Consider the following 19,871-nt stretch of genomic DNA (forward strand, 5'->3'; position numbering starts at 1 on the left):
CAGGTCAGCGTGGGTCGCCACCCATCCGCCAGATCCTCTTCCAGTCCTTGACGTACTTGGTGGTCGTGAAGTCGTCGGTATCGGTGTCGTCGAAAGCGTTCGTCACGTACCGGAGACGGTCTTCGTCCGCCGGCCCCGCTGAAACCTCGACGAGCGCGAGGCGGTGGGTGTCGCCGAGGTTCTTCGCGTGGATGACCTCGTTCTTCGTGACGGTGAAGTCGTCGGCACCAACAATGCGCCCCTTGACCTCGATCTGGACGACTGTTCCGTCGGCACGCACGGACCGGATATCGAATCCCGGGTTGTTGGGCGGCATCTCCAGTGGCTCGGCATCCAGCTCTCGCTCGGCAGCGAGCACCGCATCGACGGCGCGCCGTTCCACACGAGCGGTGTCCTTGGGGTAATTCGGAGCCTCCACCCCGTCCCGGTCTCTTCGGGCCGGATCCATCCCACCGGGGATCACGAGCGCCGAGCCGCGGATGTGCGGGACCTGAGCGGTCAGCAGCTTCTCCAGGTCTAGCGAGACCATGCGATTCGCGAGGCGTTCCTCCAGCTCTCGTGCTCTTCGGTAGGCGGTCTCGGGGCGCATGCGGGCGGATCTGCCCGTTGCGAGCAGTTCTTTCAGCCGGGCTGACTCGCCGTCCCAGTGGCTGATCTCGGAGATCAATCGAGACCGGACCGCGGCGCGCGTCTTCGATACGCGTCCCGCGACGACCTTCAGGATCCCTTCGAAGTGCGCAGGCAACGTGTTCTCCGTTGCCCACTCCAGGGCGAACTCCTCGGCGCCACGATTGAGCCAGGGTTCGCTGTTGGCGGTCTTCGCGACCATCGACGCCCGCTGCGGCAAGGGCTCGTAGTCGAGGTATGGCGCCGGCCCTTCCCGGACGAGCGTGGCCGTCCGGCGTGAGCTCGATATAAGCGAACCGCCGGGAGATGGTTGCGCCGTGTCCGTTGTTGATCGACTCGGTGGTAGCGACGAGCAACCACGGCTCGGTCGCCTCGGAATCGGCGTCGAAGAGCACGGTGCCCTGCTCAAGCATGGGACCGAGGTCTTTGATGGTGAGGTCGACGACGGCGTCCAGCAACGGGTGACCTGGGGCGAGCAGCTCCGCCTGTGGGCGGCCTGGTCGGCGAATCTCGCCGCGATCGAAGCACACCCGTTCGTACCGGTTCAGGACGAGGTGGCCACCAGTGCCCGTGCCTGCATGGCGCACACGTTCGGGGACACGCGTGACCTCGTAGCGCCCGGCCTCGCGCCCGGAGATTCGGCCGCCGAGACGCTTGAAGGCGGCATGGAAGAACGCCCTCAGGTAGTGCGGCTGAAGCCGGCGAGCCTGTGCCAGCTCAAGCTGCCGGGCGATCTCCGCCGAGTCCGCGAGCGTCAGCGTCTCGACGTCGAGGGCTCGTTGGGCCAGCAGTTGCTCGATCCCGTCGCCGACGGCGGCATCAATCACCTCTTCCAGCCTGGCGCGCACGTCCGGCCGGTCGCCGTAACGGATCGCCTCCAGCAGCAGTTGGCGCAGGGGCTGGTTCTCGAACGCCTCACCCAGGACGTCGAACACCTGCCCGCCGAAGTCTCTGCGCTGCCGCTCCACCTTGGTGAGCAACCGGCTGAAGACGTCACCCTCGCGGGTCCCGGTGGCGTACAGGTTCCACAGGTGGCAGGTCTCGGTCTGTCCGATGCGATGTATGCGTCCGAACCGTTGCTCGATTCGATTCGGGTTCCACGGCAGGTCGTAGTTGACCATCAGGTGCGCCCGTTGCAGGTTCAGGCCCTCGCCCGCTGCGTCGGTCGCGATCAGGACCCGCACGTTCCGGTCCTGGGTGAACCGCTCGGTCGTGTTCCGGCGTGAGTCACGTGACACCCCGCCGTGGATCGACACCACGGCGCCGGGATCGCCGAACAGCGTGGCGACCTGTCGAACCAGATAGGTCAGCGTGTCCCTGTGCTCCGTGAACACGATCAGCTTGCGCGGTTCCCCACCGGGCGTCGTCACCACGCCCTGCTCGGTGAGGATCGAGCGAAGCTCCGTCCACTTGCGGTCGGTCCCCGACTGGCGCACCTGCTGTGCCAGGCTGACTAGGTTGCCCAGTGTGACTATCTCTGCCCGTAGTTCTGAGACAGTGCGGGCAGCCGTCGCCGCGTCGAGCACCTCGTCCTCTAGGTCCTCCAGCTCCGCGGCGTCCAGGTCGTCGAGCCGATCGTCGATCGTCTCGACGTCCCAGCCCACGGTGCGAGCGGAGGGCATGACGGCGATCCGAGCGCCGGAGGCGTCGATCTCGTCGACACGAGAGTTGAGCCGATCGCGCCGTCGCTCCAGGCTCCGCAGGATCGCTTCGGGGCTCGACGCCAGTCGCCGCTGCAGCACCGTCAGCGCGAACCCGACGGTGCTGCGGCGTTGCCCGTCCGACGTCAGCCGGTCGGCGCGGCCCATCTCTGTGCGGACGTAGTCCGTCACCTCCTCGTACAGCCGACTCTCGCCCGCGGAGAGGTCGTAGGGCACGGTGTACGCGCGACGCTCGGGAAACAGTGGACGACCGTCCATCGTGAGCAACTGCTCCTTGAGCATGCGTCGCATCAGGTCGTCGGGGCTTGGAAGCGGCTCGTCGCCGCGTGGGCGGCCCTCGAACCGGTCGGCGTCCAGCAGGGCGAGGAAGAGCTGGAACTGGTCAGCGTGCCCGGAGTGCGGTGTCGCGGTCATGAGCAACAGGTGTCGCGCCACGTCGCCGAGGAGCTTTCCCAGCTGGTACCGCTTGGTCTGCTTGAGTTCCTGCCCGGCCCAGCTCGCCGACATGCGGTGTGCCTCGTCCACGACCACCAGGTCCCACTCGGACCGCTCCAGGGCGTTGAGCAGCCCCTGGTGGCGGGAGAGCTGGTCCATACGGGCGATCAGGCGCGGATGCTTTGCAAACACGTCCCCGGGCGTCCGAGCCGCATCGACCGCTGATTTGGTGAGAACCTCGAACCGCAGGTCGAACTTCTGCGCCAGCTCGTCCTGCCACTGCTCGACCAGTGATCCGGGAGCGACGATCAGACACCGTTCCAGGTCTCCCCGTAGGTCAAGTTCCTTGATGTAGAGGCCGGCCATGATTGTCTTGCCAGCCCCGGGATCGTCCGCGAGAAGGAAGCGCAGCGGCGTACGTGGCAGCACCTCCGAGTACACGGCCCTCAGCTGGTGGGGGAGCGGATCCATGTCTGACGTGGACACTGCCAGCATCGGGTCGTACGCCGCCGCGTACCGGATACGGAGCGCCTCTGCCGCCAGGCGCCAGTCCGCAGGATCCGCGTCGAAGGCGCGCCCGGCGGGTGGTTCGATGCTCAGACGCGGTTCGTCCGATCGGCGCAGTACTGCGTCTCCCGGCACTCCGTTCGACTCGCGATAGGTCAGTTGCACCGCCGACCTTCCGATCCATCGTGTGGCAATCACCGTGACCGGGCTCCCGGTTACGCCGCGCACCCGGACCCCCGGCAAGAGAGCCTCCAGCCCTGTGGTCGGTACAGGTTCGGCAGCCGATGGCGTCGTATCTGTCACTGGCTCTCGAACCCCTTCTGGTCCAGCCCCAGTGTGTCCGCGTTCTCACGGACGGTACGGATCGTGTGCTCCGGGAACCCTCCTGGGTTGGTCGCCTGGATGTCCACGGTGATCTCGATTGCCGTGCCGTCCGCGGCGGTCAGCGCGCTGATCAGCTCCTCGCGGAGCAGATTCCAGTCCTTGACGTAGGAAACGGGATCGAGAGTCTTTGTCCCGTAGAACCGGCGCATCACTTCGCCGGGGCGCGTGCCACCTGCCCCTTGTCCGACAGCGGACTGGTCGCCCTGGCCCGCCGGCTCGCTGGGCACCATCGCCGGGCGAGCGATGGCGCCCGCATCGCTGGGTGCACCTCGCGGTGCGAGCGACGGTGCGCCCGTGGCCGTGGCGACAGCGGTTTCTCCGGCTCGTTGGGTCGTTGCTCTGTCGGGCCGGACCAGGTACCACGTGTCAGGAACGATCGTTGGTTCAGGTACATCGCCGGGAATCCAGAGACCGATGTAGCTCCCCGTGGACTCATCGAGTCCGGCCGCCAGCGCGAAGCCCTCGTCCTGCCACATGAATGATCTGGATACGGAGAGCACCGCATCTTCGAGGACTGACCGCGCGGTGAGTCGTTGTAGGTAGGGGTACTCGGTGTACCAGGACCACAGGTCGCTCATGCGCACGTGACCGGTTGCCCAGGCACTCGACAGGGGGCCGGTCAGCCGCATGTGCAACAGGGCGAGCCCGAGCTGGCGGACCAGGAGACCCTCGGACGTGATCTTCTCCGCGACCCGCTCGGCCAGCATCCCGCGCCCCTCCCCGATGCGGACAAAGGAGTTTTCTGGATGTCCAGCCGCTTCCTGCGCGGGGACCAGAGCCGCGGTGAACGTGGAGCGCAGGCGAACGTCGACCGCAGCCTTGAGCCGCGCGACCCGCGTCCGGGCCTGGTTGGCCTGCGGGATCGTCAGCGCCAACGACTCAGGGTCGTCGGCGATCGACCGCCAGGCCATGTACTCGCGGATCACGCCGTCCAGGTCCGGCATGCGTCCTGCGTCGGCGCAGACGATGATCAGCATGTTCCGATGGCGGCGCTGGGCAGTGCCGGACCGGGTGAGCAGTTCTGCCGCGAATACCGCGGCCGACGATGTCTTCTCCTGGGACCACGTGAGCCGGGGATGCAGCACTGCCAGACGTAACCCGCCGTCGTCCGGTACTTCGCCGGTGTCCTGGACCCCGGCGTGTACTCCGGAGAACGCGTCCTTGGTGCGAGCATCCAGGTGCAGCAGGTCGGTGATCTCCGCGTGGACGTCTGCTTCGGGGTACCCCGCGGCTCGCTCGGCGGCCAGCCGGGTCACGGACGCGGACCTGTCGTACCAGTACCGGTCGCCGTCCTCGTAGAAGTAGGTGGCGCGCTGTCCCAGCAGCTCGCGGGCGTCTCCGATATGGCTGAGGGCGTCGCCCGGCACCGCGGTACCGAGCCGCACATGCTGCTTGTCCAGACCACGATGTGCGGTGCCGACGGTGCCGATGGATCCCACGAACACAGTCCGGGCGATCCTGCGGGTCAGCGCGCGGTTGCCGAACGAGGGGCGTTCGGCGTCGATCGCGGCGGGGGTGGAGGTCTCGCCGTCGACGTCGGCCTCGACAACCGTCTTCCACGAGTCGTCGAGAAGCTTGGTGATCTCTCCGGTCACCTCCGGTGTGCCGATCGGCACGGTGCCCGGCGTGATCAAGGGCGACCGGTCGTCGGAGACCCACAGCGCGTGGATGACGTGGCTCATGAGCTGCAGCACGCCGCGGGTGCGTTGGAACTTGGGGAGCGTGGACCAGTCTTCGTAGAGCCGGTCGAAGAGCTCAGGGTGCACGGGGTAGGCGGCTCGGATACGAGCCTCGTACCCGCCGGTGGTGGTGTCGGACGGGAACATCCCGGTGTTGTCGCGATAGAACTTGATGTACTGCTTGGAGACGGCGGCGATGTCGGCCAAGGCTGCGGCATCGGGCTCCTCGAACAGACGGCGGCGCACGATCTCAAACGACTCCACGTTGTTCGCCGGGCGCCAGTCGTCGGCTGTGCGCCCGACGACCTGCTGGAGCCGCTCCAGGGCCGCCATACCGTTAGGTCCGCCGACTTCCAGCGCGGATCCACCGCCTCCATTGTCCAGGGTGTCCGACGCCGGGATGGAGACCACCAGCATCATCCCAGGCGTGGTCTTGGCCAGCTCGGTGAGGTGCTGGGCGAACGTGAACTGGGCCTCGAAGGTGCCAGCGGGCAGGTCGTCGCGGCCGACCAGCAGCCGGGCGTACGCCACCCACTCGTCGATGAGCACCAGGATCTTGCTGCCCGCCGCGATCGTGTCCTGCACCAGGCTGCTCAGCGCCTCGCCGGCGGGTACGCCGAGTTCGTCGGAGCTCCGGACCCGCTCGTAGGCGACGAGCCGATCGGTCGGGTCGGGACCGCCTAGCTGCCAGGCGAGCTCGCCCCACAGGGTCCGGATTCCGGGGCGACCGTCCTTGGTGTTGGGCTGGCCGGAAGAGAGCCAGGTGCCCACCAGGGCCACGCGCCGTACGTCGAGGTCGCCGAGCGGATCAACCTTGTCGGAGAACTCTGCATCGGGCAGTGCCTCATGGACCAGGTCCTGTACGCCCTGGGTCAGGGTGTGCGACGGCGTCCGTGAGAACAGGTGGTAGAGCGCGAGCATGGAGTGCGTCTTGCCGCCGCCGAACTGCGTCTGCAGGTTCACCACCGGACTGCCGGACTGCCCGGCCAGCCGTTGTACGGCCCGGCGTAGCAGCTCATTCAGCCCGCTGGTCAGGAACGTGCGCGCGAAGAACTGGGTGGGGTCGGTGTACTCGGGAGCGTCCCGGGCGGTGCCCGTGGCGACGGCGTGCAGGTCGGCTGCGAACTCCGAGGACGAGAACCTGCCGGTGAGCACGTCCCGGTGCGGTGTGATCACCTCGCGCCATGGCTTGATGGTGGTCCCGGCCACGGTGGCGGTCGCGGCCACCGCAGTGGTCCGTTGCCGCAGGACGTTGCGCGTCTGCTTCTCGAACACCTCGCGCTGGTGCATCTGCCGCAGGTCGGCGACGGCCGCGGCGTCGTCGACGGCGCCGATGGCCTGCAGCAGACGCTCGGCCGTGTCGAGGATGCGGTGCGTGTCGTCGCTGGACAGCTTCTCGCCGTGGAACGTCGCGTTGGACGATTCCCGGAGCTCCGAGGCGAGGGCCGCCTGGGCCCGCGACAGGTCGTTCCGGAACACCTGCCAGTGCTCGGTGATGACGCGTAGCAGGAACCGCACGTCGTCCCGTGAGTACGTCCTGGTGGTGCCGAACCGTGTCGAGTCGGCGGCGGCCATGAGCACTACCCAGTCCTGGCCCGCCGCGACCTGTGCGGTCATGCGCATGTCGATCCAGGGCTCGATGCCGGTCCGCAGGTGGTCCAGCCCGCGCATCGCCTTCTCGCGGTTCGTCAGGGTGGTCATCAGTGGTCCCCCTCTGTGTCGCGCGCGGTGTCGAAGTCGAAGCCGCCCTGGACGGGCGCGGGCTGGAGGGTGCGGAGCCGGCGACTATGTCGGCCCAGGCACCGCCCAGCCCGTTGAAGAGGCCGGCGGTCGTTGCGTCCTTGGACTCCAACAGCTCGTACAGGCGCAGGGCGAGGCGCTGGACGTCCTCCAGTGAGATGTTGGCTTGAGGATGTTCGGCGATCGCGGCCATGAGCTGGGCTGCCCCTGAACGCCCGTCGGTGGCGTAGGCGCGGGCGAGTTGGCAGGTCGCCTCCCAGAGGGAGATCCGGTCGTCGCGGGACGGGTCCCAGGTGGGGTCGAGCGCCTGTGGCTTGATCAAGGTGACCTTGTTACCTCCGGACGTTATGACGCCGCCGCGCGCTACGCCTTCCACGCTGATGCCGAGCGGGACGGCCAAGGACTCGGCGTCGCCGAACGGTCGGGTGGACCAGCCGTAGGACGCAAGCCAGTCCAGGCAGAAGCGAGTGTCCGCACCGAGGTCGCTGTCCTGCTCAGACTCGAAGGCATCGAACGTGCGATTGATGAGGGATAGGGCGGTCTTCACAGACAGAGGGCTGCCGTCCGACTCCAGCACTCGGTTGTACCGGGAATACACGGCCATGCCTGGGCCAAGGATGGTCTGTCGCAGGTCGGCGGGAGCGATGGCGCCCTCGCGAATCTTTGGAAGCGTCTCCTCCAACTCGGCGCGCAGTGCGGCGAGGAAACCGGAGCGGTCAGTGGCGGGGGCTGTTGCCTCGCGGGGGCGGAGAGCTAGGACGATGGAAGAAGCTAGGGCGTTGGTGCCGCTCGCGATCATGCGATTGCCCATCTCGGAGCGGACCGGCCATGCAGCGGTGATGGTCCAGCCCTGGCGAATCATCCCTTCAAGGAACGTTGACCAGCCGGTGCTGGCCACGCCCTCCTTCTCCAGTTCGGCCTGCTTGAAGGCATAGAAGACGGTGATCGGGTAGTCCGGGCTCGCCGCGGCGCGTGCGCGGCCAAATACGTGCTCGAACCCAGACTCAAAGAACTTTTCGGCTGCGTCCTTGCCGCCGTGTCGGTATGGGTTGGCGACCAGTTCTTCGTCCTTTGGGACCAGCATGGTGCTGAAGAGACCTCGGTGGATCGGGCGCAGTGCCCGACGAAGCCAGACGTAGAAGAAGTCGGAGAGATCGCTGTAGCCGATGTTGTCGTAGTAAGGCGGGTCCGTGGCAATCAGTACATCCGAGTAGTCGCGGGTCGAAGCGTCGGCCTGTTCTGCGTGGCCGCCGTGGAGCGCTGGCACCTTGTCGACGGCGCGAGCGACCCAGTTCAAATCCTCAATGAGGTCACCTGACGAGTTACCGAAGGGATTGGCCTCGGCGAAATCCCACGCCATAGGGATCGCCTGCCGTGCGAAGAGTCCTCGAACGGCTTCCATCTTCGGGCTGCTGTCCCAAGAACAGATAGCTGTCGACTTGTTGGTGGCTCGGCTGATGGCGAATGCGATGTACGTCGCAACGGCGTCTGCATACGCCTCCGCGCCCGTTCCGCCGTCGGCGAGGCGAAGTCCGGTTGGAAAGCCGACACTGATCGAGTCCTTGTAAATCTGCTCGCGAGCCTCGGCCACGAGATCGCTGAATGTGGTGAGCGTGGTGAGCTGCCGGTTGGTGAACAGGTCCGCATGCTGGGTCATGCCATACACCTGAACTCGGAAACTAGGAGCTTGCGCAGGCATCTCGGAGATCGGCGTGCTATTCGGACGCGGCAGGTCCCCTCTGCTCGCATGCGACTCAGTCGGCTCCAAGTACACGCGTTCGCGCTTGCCCTCGGCGACGACGGCCATGAGTTGCGCACCGAGTCGTCTTGCTCGGCCCTCAGCGCGCACGTGCTTGAGTTCGACCGCCGTCTCGCACGCAATGCAGGTAGCACCTCGGCGCCCGACAGTCCCGTCGTCGGCGATGGTCGGTACCTTCATGGGATCGTGGGCGATCGTGAACCTGATACTTCTGCCCGAGGGAACCATGTCGTCGTCGACCACGATCGGGACGACGTAGGCCTCTTTGCCCTTCTTCTTGCCGAGCCACCAAGAACGCACCAGCGGCATCTGAATTCCGCATGCGGGATTGGGGCAGGTGACGGTGCGAGCCCAGATCCAGGCGATCACCGTGGCCTCGGTGTTCTTGCCGGTGGGTTTGCCGGCGGCATCGAGCACGGGGACCTGGGCCTTGGGGTACAAGTGCCCGATTCGCTCGGCCGCACGGTCCCGCATCCATGCGCCGTAGCGGCGTACGTCCTCGGCAAGGCCGGTGGCGCGCGGCCACCCCGTGGTGCGTTGCTCGGCGTTAGGGGAGACCGGCGCCTGGCCGGCGAACTTCGGCGGGATCTCAATGAGCGCCTTGTTGATCAGAACCGCTACAGGGTTGAGGTCGCTCGCATGTGCCTCCAAGCCCAAGCGCTGTGCCTCCAGCGGGATGGTGCCGCCGCCGGCGAACGGGTCCAGGATCGCCGGCGGGTTTCCGCCCGTGGATCTCATGATCTCGGCGTGCGCCTCGGCGTAGAGACGTTCGTCGCCAATGTTCTCCCACTTCACCAGGCGCCGGATGATCGCGTGCAAGCGCTCGCGCTCCGCCTTCTGACTCTCCCGGTCCGGAAACGCGGGATCGTCGATCGGGTCGTCTACGAGCTGGGCGAACAGCACTGCGCGAGCTGCCGCGAGCGGGCGGCGGGCCCACCACAGGTGGAGCGTAGAGGGGTGGCCGTGTCGGATCGACTTCTCGCGCGCCGACTCCGCGTTGATCTCTTCGAGTGGGATTGAGACTTCGATGAGCTTGCGGCGACGATGCCCGGCCATCGTTTCAAGATAGGATCATTAGTCCGAGTCATGTAGAAAATGCCGGGTGAGAGGTATCGGCCGATTTCGCCCCTTGGAATCACCGGTTACGCCAACTGTTGACCGAACGCGCTCTCGGTCTCCGCGCCCACCATGTCCAGCGTGAGCCCCACGTATGACTGGGTCCCGATGATCACGAGGCACCCGCCGCCTCGACCCCGCCAGCGAGCGCGGTCCGAGCGTCCAGCACCCTTGTCATTCGGGGCGGGATGACCGCTCATCGGGAACGCGTAAGCGCCGTCGCGAACTACCGTCCGAACCTCGCGTCGACCAGCGCCATCAGTTCCTCGTGCGAGAGATGCGCGTACTTGCTTGCGGCACGTATCTCAAGTACTCCCTGGCGTGCCGTGACCTTGACCGGGTCACCGACCGACAGGCCGAGCGCCTTCATGTCCGCTAGCGAGAGCGTGATACCCGCCGACGTGCCGATTGTGATGATCTGCTGCGTCATCCGGAGAGAGTACAAAGCACTGCCGAGCTAGGGCTCGGCGCCCGCATACAGGTCTGCCGCATCAACGAGCACGAGGTCCTCGTCCGTCTCGGCGCGCTCGCGCAGGTCTGGCGTGAATCCTGCAGCGCTGATGCACAGCAGCCGTGCGGTCGCGGCACCCGGCTTTCCCTGTGCGCTGAGCAACGAGCGAACATGCACGAGCCGGTCGACGTGCCCGTGGCCCATGACGTCGCCCCACTTGACCTCACCGATCGCCAGGAGGGGTCGGGACCCGTCGCTGTCGTTGTGTCCGAAGGCTGCGACGTCGATCTCGTGGCTCGTACGACCTGCGGGGTCATTAACGACACCTGCCCCGACAAGGTTCGGGAGATCGCTCAGCAGGTCTTCGGGCGCAAGGTGCCTGACCCAATGGCGTACGACGTGCTCGAAGTGTGGTCCCAGCACGTTGCCGGTGAAGCGGCGTTGCGCTGCACGCCACAGACGTGAGGCGTCGCGCGTGTGCTCCAGGTCGGACCAGATGGGGCGCATGACGGCGTGATGAAAGGTGATGAGCGGTTCGGCGATCCGAAAGTTCGTTCGGTTGCTGCGGAACACGTCAGGCTCTCGGACGACGAGCCCGCAGTCCTCGAGGACCGTCAGAGGATGGGCGAGGTCGCCCGCTTTGCGCCCGAGGAAGGAGGCGATGTGACCCCGCGTCGTATTTCCGGATGCGATGGCGGCCAGGACAGAGTGGTAGACGGCGGTATCGCGCAGGTCTGGTTCGTCCGCGAGAAGGTAGCGCGCTTCGCGGAACAGTGGGCTTGTCGGTGAGAGAACGGTGCGCAGGACCCACGGATCGAAGTCCTCGGGCCCCTGTGGGGTGTCATCGCGAGCGAACTCTCGCCGATAAGCGGGAGTACCCCCGACGATCGCGTTCACCTTCAGAGCCGTCACAGGGTCTTTCACGTCCCAGAACTGGGCGGCGAGCTGGTGATCGAGCGTCGGGACCACCAGCTCCAGGGCGGCCCGACCGCGCAAGGGAGCGCCCCCACTGAGCAGCCGTCCCATGAATGACATCGCAGACCCGCACAGGAGCAGCCGTGTCCGGCTCTCGTCGCGTTCCCTACGCAGGGGAGCCAGCGCGTTCTGGATGATCGAGGGGAGTCGCGGGTTCGCGCGCACCAGGTACGGGAACTCGTCGATGACCACCGGGGTTGGACCGTCTTTGCCGAGTGTGAGCAGCACGTCCACGACCTCGTTCCAGTCGTGGAACGAGAGAGGAGCGGGCGCGCCGAGGTGAGTGGCCAGGGCCTCGCCGATGAGGTGCAGGGACTCGGTGTCGGTGGCCTCTTCGGCCGCGAAGTAGAAGCCGCCGGTCGCCTGGCAGAGGGCGCGCAGCAAGAAGGTCTTGCCCTGCCGCCGTCTCCCGGACACGATGCCGAGTGACGCCCCTGACGTTGCGTCCTGGGCGAACGCGCTGAGTGCACGCCACTCACGGTCACGGTCGAACATCTCGGTAGGCCGGCGCAGGTTCGGCATGGCGCTCGCTTTCATAGGTGTACTTATCATAAGTATACTTATGAAAGTCGGACGGGAGTCCGACGCCGGGTCAACGCCAGGACATCGGCGACGTCGTCAAGATCAGGCCGGTGGCGTGAACGCCCGCTCCGTCTCCGCGCCCACCACGTCCAGCGCGACGCCCACGTACGACTGGGTCCCGATCATCAAGCACCCACCGCCCTCGGCGCGGGCGGTCTCCACACCCAGCGTGAGTGCGGTTCGTGCGTCCAGGACGTTGTCGTGCAGGGCCTCGGCCTTGGTGAACGTCAGGTAGTCGTCTGCTCGTGACGGGATCACCCGCTCGAAACCCCGAAGTTCCGCGAAGCAAGCCGCAACGTCCTTGGTATCGGGGAAGCTGGCCACCACCGTGTCCAAGCGGCCATGCCGCCGCAGGTAGTCCGCCACGGTGGCGGCCACACCCTCGGGTGAGATCGCGCCGTCGATCATCACGGGCACGTCTCCGAGCGTGTGTCGGCTCAGCCGACCGGGAACGCGCACGCTCACCAGTGCGGCTGCGGCCCGGTTGTCGTCGACCTGCCAGCCGAGAACGGAGGCCAGCGCTCGGGCGGCCGCCTCTCCGGCCGCGGCGTTCAGCCGGGTGATCGGTGCGAGCCGGTCAGGTGCCGACGTCGGAGTTTGCGGGGTCACGGTCACGATGCGTGTTCCGAACTTCGCTGCGGTCTCCTCGACGATCGCCGTGACCTCTGCGTCCTGAGCGACCGTCACGATCGTCCGCGTCGCAGGCCCGACGACACCGAGCAGGTCCCGCGCCACATCATCCAGCGTGGGGCCGAGCTGCTCGCCGTGCTCGTAGAACACCTTCGTCACCGCGACCACGAGAGGCTCGAACAGGCTCACCTCGTCGGATCGTCCGCCGAGCCCTTCCTCCAGCACCAGCGCATCTGCGCCCCGAGCTGCAGCCCAGGCAGCACCCGTGATCGTGAACGACCCGGTGGGTGACAGGTACCCAAGGCCCGACGGCGGGACCGACGCCCGAGCCCGGGCCAGCGACTGGGCGACCTGCTCGTACTCCTCGTTTGGGATGGCCATGCCGTCGAACCGCATCCGTTCCCGGTTCGTCCGCAGGCCGGGCGAGGAGACCAGCCCGACGTGGGCAAGGCGGTCCGCAACCTGACCGGAGGAGAGCGTTGCGGCCGCGTGCACCGCCGTCGTCCCCTTGCCCTTGGAACCCACGACCGCAAGCACAGGCGGCGTGTTGTCCCACGTACCGAGGACCTGGCCGACTGCCCGCGCACGTTCCAGGGACCGGCGCGTGTCAGGTCGCTTGTTGCTCCACTCCTCGAAAAAAGGAGTGTCTCCGGGAAGGTGCTGAGCGGTCACCTGACTACCCTCTCACCGCCTCGACCAGGCTCAGGACCAGGGGTACCGGATGGCTCCGCCATCTGCTCCACCCAGTGCTTGTCGACTCGCGCACGGCTTCGTGGTTGCGGGATCCGCAAGCGTGCCAGAGCGAACACGGACATCAGTGCCGTGCCGAGGCCTAAGGCCCCCCAATGGGGGTCGGGCAGCGCAGCGCCCGCCAGGACCAGGCTGGCCAGCGGGACAACCAGGGAGTTGAGGTTTCCCACCAGCACCGGCCGCAGCCGACGACGCACGGTGACGACCGTCGCCACCGGCGCGCCCAGCTGATCACGTAGACGCGTCGACATGCGGACCGTTACGTGTGGCGATATCCCCTCGGGCAGGTCGGGCCACAGGCGGTTGACGCGCTGCATGTCCTTCATCGATTGGGTCGGCGACCCCGATGTCGGCGGGTCGTGGTCTGCGACCGCGAGCGCAACAACCTCGCGACCACCCCACCGGACGAGCACCTGCTGACCCGACTCGATACCGATGCGATCGAAGACCGCGGCGTGGAGGGTGACGATCGAAGTTCCGTCGTCGCCGGCGTGCGCCTGAATTACCCGGGCGGAGAACTCCGGGGCGCGGAAGAGTGCGCGCCACAAACGTTCCATGGTGCGGTCGACGGCGTCGTTCACCCTCTGGAGCCGGTCAGCCTGAACGCCGTGCCTGACCACGTCGGGCGCAGCGGCAACAAGGGCTACGAGCTGGTTGTCGGTTGCGCGGTCGGAGGCCGTGAGGAGCCGGAGCTGGTATGCGAGCCGGACGGTACCCGGCCGGACGTGGTCACGCGGCACCGCTTGCACCCAGGCCGTGACGCCGCCCTGCACCAGGAGATATGTGCCCGGCTTGATGTCCGCCGGGTTGACCTGCACCTCGTCCGCGCTCGGCATGTCGTCGACCAAGGCGGAATACGTGGACAGCTGTTTGATCGGCGGCACCTGCACCGAGACCGACATCGCACCGCTCACAGCGGCGCGCAGCCGGCGGCTCACCCCGACCTGGCCGGGGGAGATGCTGCGGGCCGCTTCGGGGATCCCGTCGGCCGCTGCGCTCCATGCCCAGGCGACGGTGGCGTGGTCGTCTGCGGTAACCGTGATGGGCACTGGCCCGTTCGTCCCGGGCAGCAGGTCGGGGTGCACGACGGCGGTCGGCAGCCCCGAGGCGATCTTGAGTGGCACGGTCGCCAGGCCGGGCGACGTCGGAGAGGTCAGCTGCTCGAGGGCGGCGACCAAGGCAGAGACGAGATCGGCTAGCGCTGGGGGCTTCCCCGACGGTGGTCGCAGGTGTGCTCCGATCTCGATCTGCACCGCCGGGATACCGCGCTCCTGGGCGAACGACGTGACGGTGGTCGGACGCATGGCGTCGAACACCGCGTTCGTGGTGACACGCAGGTCGCTGCTGTCCAGGGCGGCGACGACAGGGGCGGGCGCCGGTCCCGTGCCGGTACCGAGGTCGACGTCGGACTCCGCCCGGCTGCGCATACCGTGCAGGTCGATGACTGCTGTCGGCCGCAGCGCGGCCAGGCGTTCCTTGAGCGGATGCTCCTCGTCGTAGTTCGCATCCCCCGGCGTGCTCAGCGCGACGAGTGCCGTGCAGCCGGTCACCTGCGCAAGGAGTACGGCAAGACCGCCAGTCCCTCGGTCCGCAACCTTCGTGGCGCCGTCCCGCTCATGGTTGGTCGCATGCGCGGCGGTGACCACGATGTCCGGGTACGTGGACCCGATGATCTCGAACAGGCCCGGTGTCGGCTCCGACACACTCTCGGCGATCGACGGCGGCCAGGGCGGGTTCCCGCCTTCGTACCTGTCCTGGCTGAAGATCTGCTCGAAACCCAGCCAGCGGGCCGCGAGGTCGTCGGCCGCGTTCGACGTCTGCTGCTCGTCCGACACCTACTGAGCCCCCGCACGAGATCGGCAACGTTGATTCCGGAACCCTATCCTCGTCACGTGGACGAAGCCTTTGAAGCAGTACGCCGCGAGATCGCGGCACGTGCCCCCGAATTCGACATCGACCCCACCATGGCCCGCGTCCAACGCGTCCTGGAGCTGCTCGGCGACCCGCAGCGCGCCTACCGGACCGTCCACATCACCGGGACCAACGGCAAGTCCTCCACGGCCCGCATGGTCGAGCGCCTCGTGCGCGAGCACGGCCTGCGCACCGGCCGCTTCACGTCCCCGCACCTCACGAGCGTCACCGAGCGCATCGCCGTGGACGGCGAGCCCCTCACCCAGGAGCGGTTCGTCGAGGTGTTCGAGGACGTCGCGCCCTACATCGGCGTCGCCGACCGCGAGTCCCAGGAGCAGGGCGGGCCTGCCCTGAGCTTCTTCGAGGTGCTCACCGTCATGGCGTTCGCCGCGTTCGCGGACGCGCCCGTCGACGTCGCGATCGTCGAGGTCGGCATGGGCGGCCGGTGGGACTCCACCAACGTCGTCGACGGCGAGGTCGCCGTCATCACCCCCATCGCCATGGACCACGAGCGCTGGCTCGGCTCCACCCTGGACGAGATCGCCACCGAGAAGGCCGGCATCATCAAGGACGGCGCCGTCGCTGTCATCGCCGACCAGCTCGACGCCGCCATCGAACCGATCCTCGCCCGCGCCCAGAAGGTGGGCGCCCACCTGATCCGCGAGGGAATCGACCTCGAGGTCGCGGACCGGCGCATCGCCGTCGGCGGACAGCTGGTCGACCTGCGCACACCCGCCGGCCTCTACACCGAGATCTTCCTGCCCCTGCACGGCGCCCACCAGGCACACAACGCGCTGCTGGCGCTCGCGGCCACCGAGGCCCTGATCAGCGGCGGGCGCGCGCTCGGCGCGGAGATCGTCGAGGCGGCGTTCGGCGACGTCGACGCGCCCGGTCGCCTCGAGGTGGTGCGGACCAGCCCCACGGTGGTGGTCGACGTCGCGCACAACCCCGCCGGCGCCGAGGCCCTGGTGGACGCGCTGGAGGAGTCGTTCAACCTGTCGCACATCGTGGCCGTCGTCGCCGTCATGGCCGACAAGGACGCCGAGGGGCTCCTGTCCGTGCTGGAGCCCACGGTCGCGGAGATCGTCGTCACGCGGAACTCCTCGGACCGGTCGGCGGACCCGGAGGATCTCGCGGAGGTGGCGCGGGAGGTCTTCGGCGATGAGCGCGTGCACGTGGCCGGCCGCCTGGACGAGGCGCTGCAGATCGCGACGGATCTCGCCGAGGCCACCGACCGGCACGGCAGCGGAGTCGGCACGGGAGTGCTCGTCACCGGGTCGGTCGTCACGGTCGCCGACACCCGCATCCTGGTCGGCCGCGGCTGACTGCACCAGGGCGAGGCTGTACTCCCGCCGACCACGTGGTGTTACATGAACCTGAGGGGACTTGTCCGTGGGCCCGGCGCCGTCGCCGGGCCGCACCGCCCCGCGAGGAGGCCGCCGTGAAGAAGCTGCTGAACGATCCTGCCGACGCCGTCGCCGACTCCCTGGCCGGTTTCGCGCTCGCACACTCCGACCTGGTCCGGGTCAGTACCCTGCCCGTGTTCGTCAGCCGCGCCGGGGGTGCGGTGACCGGCAAGGTGGGGCTGGTCAGCGGCGGCGGGGCGGGGCACGAGCCACTGCACGCGGGTTTTGTGGGCGACGGCATGCTCGACGCCGCCGTCCCGGGCGCCGTGTTCACCTCTCCGACGCCGGACCAGATCCTGCCCGCGATCCAGGCGGCCGACGGCGGCGCCGGGGTGCTCACGATCGTCAAGAACTACACGGGCGACGTGCTCAACTTCGAGACCGCCGTGGAGCTCGCCGAGGCAGATGACATCCAGGTCGCCTCGGTGCTCGTGAACGACGACGTCGCCGTCGAGGACTCGCTCTACACCGCCGGACGGCGCGGCGTGGCCGGCACCGTCGCCGTCGAGAAGATCGCCGGCGCGGCCGCCGACCGGGGCGTCGACCTGGCGGGCGTGACCGCCGTCGCGCAGCGAGTCATCGCGAACGTCCGGACCATGGGCGTCGCCTTGGCCGCACCCACCGTGCCGCACGTGGGCCGGCCCAGCTTCGACCTGCCCGACGACGAGATCGAGGTGGGGATCGGTATCCACGGCGAGCCGGGCCGCCACCGGGTGCCGGCCGCCAGCGCCGACGAGGTGACGGAGATGCTCGTCACCCCCGTCGCCGACGACCTCGCCCTGGCCAGGGGCGAGCGAGTGTTGCTGTTCGTCAACGGTATGGGGGGCACGCCGCTGTCCGAGCTCTACGTGGTCTATGGTCGAGCGCGGCGCCTTCTCGAGGAGCGCGGCGTGACGGTCTCTCGCTCGCTCGTGGGCAACTACGTGACGTCCCTCGAGATGCAGGGGGCATCGGTCACGGTCCTCCGGCTGGACGACGAGCTGGAGGCCCTCTGGGACGCGCCGGTGAACACTGCAGCACTCCGGTGGTGAGATAAGGAAAGGTCTTCGGAAATGGCGTTGGACGCGGACTGGGCGGAGCGATGGGTTCGCCGGACGGCGGACGCGATCGCGGACGCGAAGGACGAGCTCACGGAGCTCGACCGGCAGATCGGCGACGGCGACCACGGCGAGAACCTGCACCGCGGCTTCCAGGCCGTGGTGGCGCGGCTCGACGACGCCGCGGCCGAGCCCGGGGCCGCCGACGAGCGGACCGTCGGCGACGTGCTGAAGCTCGTCGCGACGACGCTGATGTCCACGGTGGGCGGCGCGTCCGGCCCGCTGTACGGCACGGCTTACCTGCGGGCCGCCAAGGTGTCGGGCCGCACCGAGATCGACCAGCCGGCCGTCGTCGCCGTGCTGGAGGCCGCGCTCGAGGGTGTGTCCTCGCGTGGCAAGGCGACGGTGGGGGAGAAGACGATGGTCGACGCCTGGCAGGCGGCGGTCGACGCGGCGGAGGCCGCGGCACGCGACGGCGGCTCGGAGGTCGACGTCCTGCGGGCCGCGGCCGAGGCCGCGGACAAGGCAGCGACGGGCACCATCCCGCTGATCGCCACCAAGGGCCGCGCCTCCTATCTCGGTGAGCGCAGCGCTGGGCACGAGGACCCGGGCGCACGGTCCACTGCGCTGGTCCTGGGCGCGGCGATGGCCGCGGCCCTGTCCGGGCCCGCCCCGGCCGACCCCCGCACCGCGGCATGACGGCGCGTGTGGCCCTCGTCCTCGTCTCCCACTCCGCAGACCTGGCTCGCGGAGTGGTGGAGCTGGCCGAGCAGATGGCGCCCGACGTCCTGATCCGCGGCGTAGGCGGCGGGCCCGACGGCGGGCTGGGTACCTCGCTCGACGCGGTCCAGAAGAGTCTTGCGGAGGTGCTGACACTCCTGGCCGACGGCGGGTCCGTCAACGGGGCCGACGACGGCGCACCGGTGGGCGCCTCGCCCGACGGCGGCGGGGTCGTCGTGCTCGGCGACCTCGGGTCCTCGGTGCTCACCGTCGAGTCGGCGTTGGAGCTGGACGAGTCTCTGGCCGAACGGGTGGTGCTGGCACGCGCCCCGTTCGTCGAGGGTGCGGTCGCCGCGGCCGTCACGGCGCACGGCGGCGCGGGCCTGGCCGCGGTGCTGGAGTCGGCTAACGCCTCGGTGCGGGTGTTCGCCGTGATCGAGGCGGCGCATGCGCTGGACGCGAACGCGGCGACGTCGGACGAGGACTCGCAGACCTCCCGCACCGTGACGGTGCGCAACCCGCTGGGCCTGCACGCCCGGCCGGCGGCACTCGTGTCGCGCAAGGTGGCCGAGCTGGGTGCGGTCATGACCATCGACGGCGTGGACGCCTCCAGCGTGCTGCAGCTCATGGCGCTCGGCGCCACGCAGGGTCGCGAGCTGCGCGTGGAGGCCACGGGGGAGCGGGCCGCGGAGGCGGTGGCGACCGTCGTCCAGATGATCGACGCCGGCTTCGGCGAGGTGTGACCGCCGTCTCACCTTTTTGCAGTTGATGTAATTTTGCGCGGGGTGCAAGAATTAATGCATGGCCCCTACCTCCCCGCGCGAGACCGTCGCGCCCGCCGACGCCGCCCCGCGCCCCGACCTGCGCGAGCTCGTGTCCGCGCTGGAGGGGACGCCCGCTGAGCAGGGCCTGCGGGAGCGCAAGAAGCGCGCCCGCCGCGCGGCGCTGATCGAGGCGGCGCAGAAGCTGGTCGCCGAGCAGGGCCTCGACGCCGTCACCGTCGAGATGATCAGCGCGGAGGCCGGGGTCTCGGCGCGCACCTTCTTCAACTACTTCGAGTCCAAGGACGACGCGGTGCTCGGCGTGGACGACGTCGACCTGTCGGAGGACGTCGTGCGGACGTTCGTCGAGGGCGGGCCCACCGGCCGGCTGCTGACCGATCTCCAGGCCCTGGTCGCTTCCCTCCTCGAGCGGGCCGGCGAGAATCACGACCGGGTGATGCGGGCCATGGACCTCGCCCAGCAGGAGCCGCGCCTGCTGCAGCGGCACATGGTCTGGATGGGCCGGCACAAGAACCGGCTCGAGGAGCTCTTCGCGGCTCGCCGTGCGACCACGCCGTTCAGCGCCAGCTCCGAGCTGCTCACGATGCTCGTCCTGCTCATGCTGCGCACCGCGCTCACCGCCTGGGAGAACTCCGGTTACGCCGGCAACCCGGCTGCCCACCTGCCCGACGCCGTTGCGCAGCTCATCGACGTCGTCGCGCGCGACCTCGACCTCTGAT

At 68.4% G+C, this 19,871-nt stretch carries 12 protein-coding genes and 3 pseudogenes; 6 read left to right on the top strand and 9 right to left on the bottom strand.

All coding sequences use genetic code 11. The features are described from left to right. Positions 1 to 4: 4 nt before the first annotated feature. Positions 5 to 829, bottom strand: coding sequence for a DUF3883 domain-containing protein (locus AB1046_RS00705; protein WP_369371868.1), 825 nt, complete (start codon positions 827 to 829; stop codon positions 5 to 7). Between the two features lie 115 nt (positions 830 to 944). Here AB1046_RS00705 and AB1046_RS00710 point away from each other — a divergent pair, with 115 nt between their 5' ends. Further along, positions 945 to 1,853 (top strand): hypothetical protein, encoded by a 909-nt coding sequence (locus AB1046_RS00710; protein ID WP_369371869.1) that lies wholly within the window; start codon positions 945 to 947, stop codon positions 1,851 to 1,853. On the opposite strand, the pseudogene AB1046_RS00715 reads toward AB1046_RS00710, so the two are convergent. The 8 genes and pseudogenes from AB1046_RS00715 to AB1046_RS00750 all read right to left on the bottom strand — a co-directional run. Continuing rightward, positions 1,737 to 3,218: pseudogene (locus AB1046_RS00715) on the bottom strand (SNF2-related protein); the annotation flags it as partial. The gene AB1046_RS00710 and the pseudogene AB1046_RS00715 sit on opposite strands and share 117 nt — an antisense overlap. 311 nt (positions 3,219 to 3,529) lie before the next feature. Then, a complete protein-coding gene (locus tag AB1046_RS00720; protein WP_369375525.1) occupies positions 3,530 to 6,520 on the bottom strand; it encodes an ATP-binding protein in 2,991 nt (996 codons plus the stop codon). 162 nt (positions 6,521 to 6,682) lie between these two features. After that, positions 6,683 to 6,994 (bottom strand): annotated as a pseudogene (locus AB1046_RS00725) (Swt1 family HEPN domain-containing protein); the annotation flags it as partial. Between the two features lie 2,617 nt (positions 6,995 to 9,611). After that, positions 9,612 to 9,848: pseudogene (locus AB1046_RS00730) on the bottom strand (DUF1156 domain-containing protein); the annotation flags it as partial. A 286-nt stretch (positions 9,849 to 10,134) separates the two neighbouring features. Next, positions 10,135 to 10,338: a hypothetical protein gene (locus AB1046_RS00735; RefSeq protein WP_369371870.1), complete on the bottom strand. Its 204-nt coding sequence runs from the start codon at positions 10,336 to 10,338 to the stop codon at positions 10,135 to 10,137. Between the two features lie 27 nt (positions 10,339 to 10,365). Next, positions 10,366 to 11,568 (bottom strand): ATP-binding protein, encoded by a 1,203-nt coding sequence (locus AB1046_RS00740; RefSeq protein ID WP_369371871.1) that lies wholly within the window; start codon positions 11,566 to 11,568, stop codon positions 10,366 to 10,368. 390 nt (positions 11,569 to 11,958) lie between these two features. Further along, the gene (locus tag AB1046_RS00745) at positions 11,959 to 13,071 is read right to left on the bottom strand and encodes a hypothetical protein (protein ID WP_369371872.1); all 1,113 of its coding nucleotides are present in this window, start codon (positions 13,069 to 13,071) and stop codon (positions 11,959 to 11,961) included. 143 nt (positions 13,072 to 13,214) lie between these two features. Further along, positions 13,215 to 15,131 (bottom strand): N-formylglutamate amidohydrolase, encoded by a 1,917-nt coding sequence (locus AB1046_RS00750; protein WP_369371873.1) that lies wholly within the window; start codon positions 15,129 to 15,131, stop codon positions 13,215 to 13,217. 57 nt (positions 15,132 to 15,188) lie between these two features. Between AB1046_RS00750 and AB1046_RS00755 the strand changes: the two genes are divergently transcribed. From AB1046_RS00755 to AB1046_RS00775, 5 genes are all read left to right on the top strand, one after another. After that, the gene (locus tag AB1046_RS00755; protein ID WP_369371874.1) at positions 15,189 to 16,532 is read left to right on the top strand and encodes a folylpolyglutamate synthase/dihydrofolate synthase family protein; all 1,344 of its coding nucleotides are present in this window, start codon (positions 15,189 to 15,191) and stop codon (positions 16,530 to 16,532) included. Positions 16,533 to 16,648: 116 nt separating this feature from the next. Continuing rightward, a complete protein-coding gene (gene dhaK / locus AB1046_RS00760) occupies positions 16,649 to 17,644 on the top strand; it encodes a dihydroxyacetone kinase subunit DhaK (protein WP_369371875.1) in 996 nt (331 codons plus the stop codon). Between the two features lie 21 nt (positions 17,645 to 17,665). Continuing rightward, the gene (gene dhaL, locus AB1046_RS00765; RefSeq protein ID WP_369371876.1) at positions 17,666 to 18,349 is read left to right on the top strand and encodes a dihydroxyacetone kinase subunit DhaL; all 684 of its coding nucleotides are present in this window, start codon (positions 17,666 to 17,668) and stop codon (positions 18,347 to 18,349) included. Then, positions 18,346 to 19,113 carry an HPr family phosphocarrier protein gene (locus AB1046_RS00770; protein WP_369371877.1) on the top strand — a complete coding sequence of 256 codons (768 nt, stop codon included), beginning with the start codon at positions 18,346 to 18,348 and terminating at the stop codon, positions 19,111 to 19,113. Before dhaL ends, AB1046_RS00770 begins: the two co-directional genes overlap by 4 nt. A gap of 58 nt (positions 19,114 to 19,171) precedes the next feature. After that, positions 19,172 to 19,870: a TetR/AcrR family transcriptional regulator gene (locus AB1046_RS00775; protein ID WP_369371878.1), complete on the top strand. Its 699-nt coding sequence runs from the start codon at positions 19,172 to 19,174 to the stop codon at positions 19,868 to 19,870. Position 19,871 lies beyond the last annotated feature (1 nt).

This window comes from Promicromonospora sp. Populi (assembly GCF_041081105.1).
Classification (GTDB): Bacteria; Actinomycetota; Actinomycetes; order Actinomycetales; family Cellulomonadaceae; genus Promicromonospora.

What these genes read in the sequence shown, in the direction of transcription:
- AB1046_RS00770 (WP_369371877.1), top strand. Translation starts at nt 18,346, where the DNA reads ATGACGGCGCGTGTGGCCCTCGTCCTCGTCTCCCACTCCGCAGACCTG.
- dhaL (WP_369371876.1), top strand. Translation starts at nt 17,666, where the DNA reads ATGGCGTTGGACGCGGACTGGGCGGAGCGATGGGTTCGCCGGACGGCG.
- AB1046_RS00775 (WP_369371878.1), top strand. Translation starts at nt 19,172, where the DNA reads ATGGCCCCTACCTCCCCGCGCGAGACCGTCGCGCCCGCCGACGCCGCC.
- AB1046_RS00705 (WP_369371868.1), bottom strand. Translation starts at nt 829, where the DNA reads ATGGTCGCGAAGACCGCCAACAGCGAACCCTGGCTCAATCGTGGCGCC.
- AB1046_RS00735 (WP_369371870.1), bottom strand. Translation starts at nt 10,338, where the DNA reads ATGACGCAGCAGATCATCACAATCGGCACGTCGGCGGGTATCACGCTC.